Consider the following 6,217-nt stretch of genomic DNA (forward strand, 5'->3'; position numbering starts at 1 on the left):
ATGGCCGTTGGCCTGGCCCAGGCGGGCTGTCATATAGTCGGCGTCAACCGCAGCGACTCAAGTGAAACCTGCGCCAAGGTGGAATCCCTGGGCCGACGCTTTCTGGGCCTACAGGCGGACCTTGGCAGTATTGACGAGATCCCCAGGCTCATAGAACAGACGCTCAATGCCTTTGGAAAAATAGATATCCTGGTGAATAACGCCGGCATTATCCGACGCAACGACGCCATCGACTTTTCACCCAGGGACTGGGATGACGTCATGGATGTAAACCTGCGCACCGCCTTTTTTATGTCACAGGCAGTCGCGCGCCAGTTTATTGCCCAGGGCACTGGAGGCAAGATTATCAATATCGCCTCCATGCTGTCCTATCAGGGCGGAGTTCGGGTGCCCTCCTATACCGCGTCAAAGAGTGGCGTGCTGGGGATCACCCGCTTGATGGCCAATGAATGGGCGCAGGAACGCATCAATGTGAATGCCATAGCCCCTGGCTACATGGAGACCAATAACACCGAAGCGCTGCGCGCCGATGATCAGCGTAATCAGGAAATACTTGGGCGCATACCGGCAGCATGCTGGGGACGGCCGGAGGATATGATGGGGCCTGTGGTATTTCTGGCCTCAAGCGCGTCCGATTATGTTAACGGCCATACCCTCGCCGTTGACGGGGGCTGGTTGGCGCGCTAAGAGCACGCTCAGATCCAAACCTGGCCCCGCTAGATCGCGGTTTTTTTTAAAATAAGCGGCACCGGTTTGTCTAAATAATAATGCCCTGTTCTTCTCATTAAAAAGGATAATCGGTGCACCCCAATTGCTGTGAAATAACCCCGGCGGCGCGGTGCAAAATGGCAACATATTCAGCGTGTTTTGATTCGTCATAACGCATCAGCGGAAGCGAAATGCTCAATCCTGCTATCACAGTGCCAAAACGATCGAACACCGGCACTGCCACACAAAGCAGACCCTCTTCCATTTCCTGACTGTCCTCGGCGTAACCCCGTTCACGCACCTGCGCCAGCACCGGTATTAGCTGATCAACGGACTCAAGCGTATTGGCGGTAAATTTCCTGAACTCAACAGCGGCCAGAATATCCCGCACCTCGCTCTCTTCCAGCCAGGCCAGCAACACCTTGCCAATGGCGGTGCTGTACAGTGGATTGCGGCGCCCGATACGTGAATGCATTCGCAGGTTGTATAGCGAGTCGATCTTGTGGATGTAGATGATGCTGTCTTCTTCGAAGGCACCCAGATGCAGGGTCTCACGCGTCAGCTTCGACAACTCCCGCATCTGCCCGTCAGCAATGCGAATCAGGTCGACGTTTTGCAGCGCCTTAGCCCCCAGCTCAAACAGCTTCAAGGTAAGCGAATACTTATCGTTCTCACCCTCCTGCTTAACGTAGCCAAGGGTCTTCATCGTTTGCAGAAAGCGATAAACCGTGCTTTTGGACATCAGCACCCGTTGCGACAACTCGGTCACACCGATCTCCTGCTCCTCGCCCAGCGCCTGCAAGATACCGAACACCTTAAGCACCGACGAAACCGAATCCGGGGTCTTGTCCAGGGTAGCCATCAATAACCTCACGCTGTTTTAATTAAATAGGAACGATGTGCCATTGTACGAGCCAATCTGCCCATGACGCAATCATCCGCGCTCCATCAAGCTGTCGAGCCAAAGGTGCGCCGCTTTATAACAAAAAGAAATAGATCGACGATAAAGAAGCTATTGCGCATCAAACTGGAAAATGAAATACTGTTTTGACTTTAAAGAAATGTAATTTCTTTATTCGATACCGAGTAACGAAGTCCGAACAAATGGCGAACTTCCGCTGAGGTATCACTGCATAAAGGCGAAGGCCTGTGTACCAAAACTTGATCAACGACAACCATGAATCTCTCGATATAACTCTAAAAATCTGAGGAAAATAATCCATGAAACCGATCACCCGATCCCTGTTGTCTTGCTGCCTCGTTAGCACGCTTGCCGTCGGCAGCCTTCTCTCCTCCAATGCCTGGGCCCAGACAACACTGCGCCTGGCCTACGCCAGCAACAGCCAGCCGGTCAAGGACGCACTTGCCCTATTCGGCAAGCTGGTTGAAGAAAAGACCAACGGCGAGGTCAAAGTGATGTACTTCCCGGACAGCCAGCTCGGTGGTGAACGTGAACTTGTCGAGCTGACCCAAACCGGCGCCGTTGATATTACCAAGGTATCCGGCGGTCTGATGGAAAGCTTCTCGCCTATCTACGGCGTTTTTTCCATGCCATACCTGTTCGACAGCGAGCAACATTTCCACCAAGTGATGGATGACCCCAAGATCATGGATGGAGTATACCAGTCCACCAAAAGTCTGGGTTTTGTCGGCCTGACCTGGTACGACTCAGGCCAGCGCAGCTTCTATACCAAATCCAAACCGATCAAGACCCTGGATGACCTCAAGGGCATGAAAATTCGTGTCATGCAGAGCCAGACGGCAATCAAGATGATGGAGCTGCTGGGCGCTGCGCCTGTCGCGATGAGCCAGGCGGAAGTCTATACATCTATCCAGCAGGGCATACTCGATGGTGCGGAAAACAATGAGTTCGCACTGACCGTGGCGCGCCACGCCGAGGTCGCCAAGCACTACTCGATGGATACCCACACCCGCATCCCCGATATAGTCCTGATCAGCTCCCAGGCGCTGGCTCAGCTCAGCGATTCGGAGCGTCAGGCTGTGTTCGAAGCCGCCCAGGAATCTACCGAGTTTGAGAAACAGGCCTGGAAAGCCGCAATCGAACAGGCGCAGCAGGAAAGTCGGGAGAAATTCGGTGTCGCCTTCCATGATGTGGACATCGCACCTTTCCAGCAGGCGGTGCAACCCATGTACGAGGAACTGAAAACCACTCCGGCACTGTACGAGCTGTATCAGCAGATCCGCTCGGCTGCTCAAAACTGAGGATAGTGCCATGCACGGGCTGCGTACCTTTCTGGACAGACTGATTCAACTCTTCTGCATCAGCTTACTGGGTGTAATGGTTGCAGTGGCGCTTTGGCAGGTGGCGAGCCGATATGTTTTCGGCTCGCCCAGCACCCTGTCCGAAGAGTTTCTGCGCTTTGCACTGATCTGGATTTCAATTATGGGCGCAGCTTACGTGGCCGGACAAAGCCAGCATGTATCGATGAGCCTGTTTGTTGACCTGATGCCACTGCGCGGCCAGCTAAGATGGGGCATCGTCATTCAGATGGTATTTCTGCTGTTTGCCGTATCTGTGCTGATTATGGGAGGGGGACATGCCGTTTCCATCTCCATGACACAGACATCACCGGTACTGCAGGTTCCCATGGGACTGATCTACTCGGCGCTACCCGTCTCGGGAGTTGTCATTGTTCTGTACAGCCTGATCAATACATTTGACCTGTACCGGGCGCTGCGCGTCCACGGGGAATAGAACATGGTTATTGAAGCTAGCCTGACCCTTATTCTGACCTTCGCGGTACTGCTGCTGCTGAGTGTTCCCATCGGCATCTGTATCGCCGTCGCCTCCACCGCCACCATGCTGTTAATGATGCCGATGGACAGAGCGCTGTTTATCACCGCTCAGAAAATGGTCTCGAGCCTGGACACCTTTGCACTCCTGGCCGTGCCCTTTTTCATACTTTCCGGCGAGATAATGAACAATGGTGGAATTGCGACCCGCCTGGTCAACTTTGCCAAGCTGTTTGCCGGCAAGATACCGGGGTCCCTGACCCATACCAACATCGTCGGCAACATGATGTTTGGCGCCGTATCCGGTTCCGCCATTGCGGCATCCACCTCAATCGGTGGCGTGATGGTGCCCATGAGTGAAAAGGAAGGCTATGCGCGCACCTTTGCCGCCGCCGCCAACATAGCCTCGGCGCCGACGGGCATGCTGATTCCGCCGACCACGGCCTTTATCATCTATGCCCTGGTCAGTGGCGGTACATCGATTGCGGCCCTGTTCATGGGCGGCGCAGTCGCCGGCATCCTCTGGGGGCTGGGCTGCATGGTTGTCGCCTATATTGTGGCCAAACGGCATAAGTATCCGATGGCGCCGGCCATAAACCGACAGCAGGCCTGGCTGATTTGCCGTGAGGCATTGCCGAGCCTGTTACTGATTTTCATTGTGGTCGGTGGCATTGTGTTCGGCGTGTTTACGGCCATTGAAGCCTCGGCGGTGGCCGTGCTCTATACGGCCTTCCTGTCACTGGTGGTGTATAAATCCATCAAGTTGATCCAGCTCCCGGCGATCATGATGTCCACCGTGCGCATGACCGGCATTATCATGTTTTTGCTGGCTGCGTCTTCCGCCATGTCCTTTGCCATGGCCTTCAGCGGACTGCCTGCTGTAATCAGTGAGATTATACTGGGCCTTGCCGATAACCAGATCACGGTACTGCTGATCATCAATATACTGCTATTGATTATCGGAACCTTTATGGATATTGGCCCGGCCATCCTTATCTTCACCCCCATACTGCTGCCAATCGCAACACAGATGGGCGTCGATCCGGTTCATTTTGGCGTGGTGATGATCTTTAACCTCTCCATCGGCACTATTACACCGCCGGTAGGATCAGGACTTTTTGTGGGCGCCAGTGTTGCGCAGGTCAGAGTTGAAAGCCTGATCAGACCGCTGCTGCCCTTTTACCTGGCCATCATACTGGTGCTCTTTGTGGTTACCTACGTTCCGCAGCTAACGCTTTTTCTGCCACAGTTTTTTGGCGTCTGACACAGTCACTTGTTGGTGAAAATCAATCAAATTCGGTTGCAACCCAGCCACTGGGAACAATCGGATACCCATAAAAAATCCATGCCGCAGGAGAATTCCGTGAAAGTATTCAGCGTCAAAGATAACCCACTACTGTGCAAACCCGAATTTCCCGTCAGCTACGACCAACTCAAACAGCTGATTCAGAAAATCACCGACAACCTTGTCAATATTACCGACGAGACCGGCGAATTCCTGCTGCATCTGGACGATGGCCGCACCATAGACACCAAGGGCTGGGCAGGCTGGGAATGGACCCATGGCATCGGCCTCTATGGCATATACCGCTACTACGAGCAAACCAATGACCCTGCGGCACGGGATATCATCGACAGCTGGTTCAGCGCACGCCTGTCCGAAGGTCTGCCGACCAAGAACATCAATACCGTTTGCCCCTTCCTGACCCTGGCGTACCGCTATGAGGAAGAAGACAACAAAAGTTGGCTGCCCTATCTCGAGGCCTGGGCGGAATGGGTCATGTACGATATGCCCCGCACCGAGCGCGGCGCCCTGCAGCACATCGTCTACAACAGTGAAAACCACCAGCAGATCTGGGACGACACCCTGATGATGAGCGTCCTGCCGCTGGCCAAGATCGGCAAGTTGTTGAACCGGCCGGAGTTTGTTGAAGAAGCCAAGTACCAGTTTATGCTGCACACCCAGTATCTGATGGATAGGGAAACGGGCCTGTGGTTCCACGGTTGGACCTTCGAGGGCAAACACAACTTTGCCAATGCCCGCTGGGCCCGTGGCAACAGCTGGCTGACGGTCGCCATCCCGGACTTTATCGAGCTGCTCGACCTGCCGGAGCATGACGCCACCCGTCGCTATCTGCTGCAGGTACTCAACAGCCAGGTCGAGGCACTGGCACAATGCCAGCATGAATCCGGACTCTGGCACACCCTGCTCGATGACCCCGACTCCTATCTGGAAGCCTCGGCCACGGCCGGTTTTGCCTATGGCATTCTGAAAGCCGTGCGCAAGCGCTATATCGACAAATCCTATGCCGCCCTGGCAGAAAAATCCGTACAGGGCGTACTCGGGCATCTCAGCCCGGACGGCGAGCTCACCCAGGTATCCTTCGGCACCGCCATGGGCGAGGACCTGGACTACTACCGCAATATCCCCCTGACCTCCATGCCCTACGGCCAGGCCATGGCAATCCTCTGCCTGTCGGAGTACCTGCGGGTGTATCTGTACCGCTAACACAGATCGGACAGACCCGTGGCGCAACATTGTGCGCCCTGGCCATCCTCAGCCAAACCCTGCCAGACACCAAAAACCCTGCTTCTCGTACCGGCAGGGTTTACTCTATTCAGCGTGAGAAGGGCTATTGGCGGAAAGCCAATAGCCGCGCCTATTATTAACCCGGTGGAAATTTAGATCTGATATAATGTGCGCATGAATACCGACGCACGCAAGCTCAGCACAGAGCAACAAGAACTTCCAAAA

At 54.5% G+C, this 6,217-nt stretch carries 6 protein-coding genes; 5 read left to right on the forward strand and 1 reads right to left on the reverse strand.

Translation table 11 applies throughout. The features are described from left to right. A partial coding sequence (gene kduD / locus MPRO_RS02090; RefSeq protein ID WP_067286375.1) for a 2-dehydro-3-deoxy-D-gluconate 5-dehydrogenase KduD occupies positions 1 to 687 on the forward strand: 687 nt, incomplete at its 5' end. 97 nt (positions 688 to 784) lie between these two features. Here the strand turns inward: kduD and kdgR are convergent. Continuing rightward, positions 785 to 1,570: a DNA-binding transcriptional regulator KdgR gene (kdgR, locus tag MPRO_RS02095; RefSeq protein ID WP_067286377.1), complete on the reverse strand. Its 786-nt coding sequence runs from the start codon at positions 1,568 to 1,570 to the stop codon at positions 785 to 787. A gap of 359 nt (positions 1,571 to 1,929) precedes the next feature. Here kdgR and MPRO_RS02100 point away from each other — a divergent pair, with 359 nt between their 5' ends. The 4 genes from MPRO_RS02100 to bglB all read left to right on the forward strand — a co-directional run bounded on the left by MPRO_RS02100 (position 1,930) and on the right by bglB (position 5,971). Then, positions 1,930 to 2,931 carry a TRAP transporter substrate-binding protein gene (locus MPRO_RS02100; RefSeq protein ID WP_102136251.1) on the forward strand — a complete coding sequence of 334 codons (1,002 nt, stop codon included), beginning with the start codon at positions 1,930 to 1,932 and terminating at the stop codon, positions 2,929 to 2,931. 10 nt (positions 2,932 to 2,941) lie between these two features. Beyond that, entirely contained in the window at positions 2,942 to 3,424 is a 483-nt protein-coding gene (locus MPRO_RS02105; protein WP_067286379.1) for a TRAP transporter small permease, read from the forward strand. A gap of 3 nt (positions 3,425 to 3,427) precedes the next feature. After that, positions 3,428 to 4,726, forward strand: coding sequence for a TRAP transporter large permease (locus MPRO_RS02110; protein ID WP_067286381.1), 1,299 nt, complete (start codon positions 3,428 to 3,430; stop codon positions 4,724 to 4,726). A gap of 99 nt (positions 4,727 to 4,825) precedes the next feature. Beyond that, the gene (bglB, locus tag MPRO_RS02115) at positions 4,826 to 5,971 is read left to right on the forward strand and encodes a beta-galactosidase BglB (RefSeq protein ID WP_067286382.1); all 1,146 of its coding nucleotides are present in this window, start codon (positions 4,826 to 4,828) and stop codon (positions 5,969 to 5,971) included. Positions 5,972 to 6,217 lie beyond the last annotated feature (246 nt).

The sequence above is a fragment of the Marinobacterium profundum genome (genome assembly GCF_001528745.1).
GTDB lineage: Bacteria > Pseudomonadota > Gammaproteobacteria > Pseudomonadales > Balneatricaceae > Marinobacterium_A > Marinobacterium_A profundum.

Coding starts and splice junctions, on each gene's coding strand:
- kdgR (WP_067286377.1), bottom strand. CDS start 1,570: ATGGCTACCCTGGACAAGACCCCGGATTCGGTTTCGTCGGTGCTTAAG.
- MPRO_RS02100 (WP_102136251.1), top strand. CDS start 1,930: ATGAAACCGATCACCCGATCCCTGTTGTCTTGCTGCCTCGTTAGCACG.
- MPRO_RS02105 (WP_067286379.1), top strand. CDS start 2,942: ATGCACGGGCTGCGTACCTTTCTGGACAGACTGATTCAACTCTTCTGC.
- MPRO_RS02110 (WP_067286381.1), top strand. CDS start 3,428: ATGGTTATTGAAGCTAGCCTGACCCTTATTCTGACCTTCGCGGTACTG.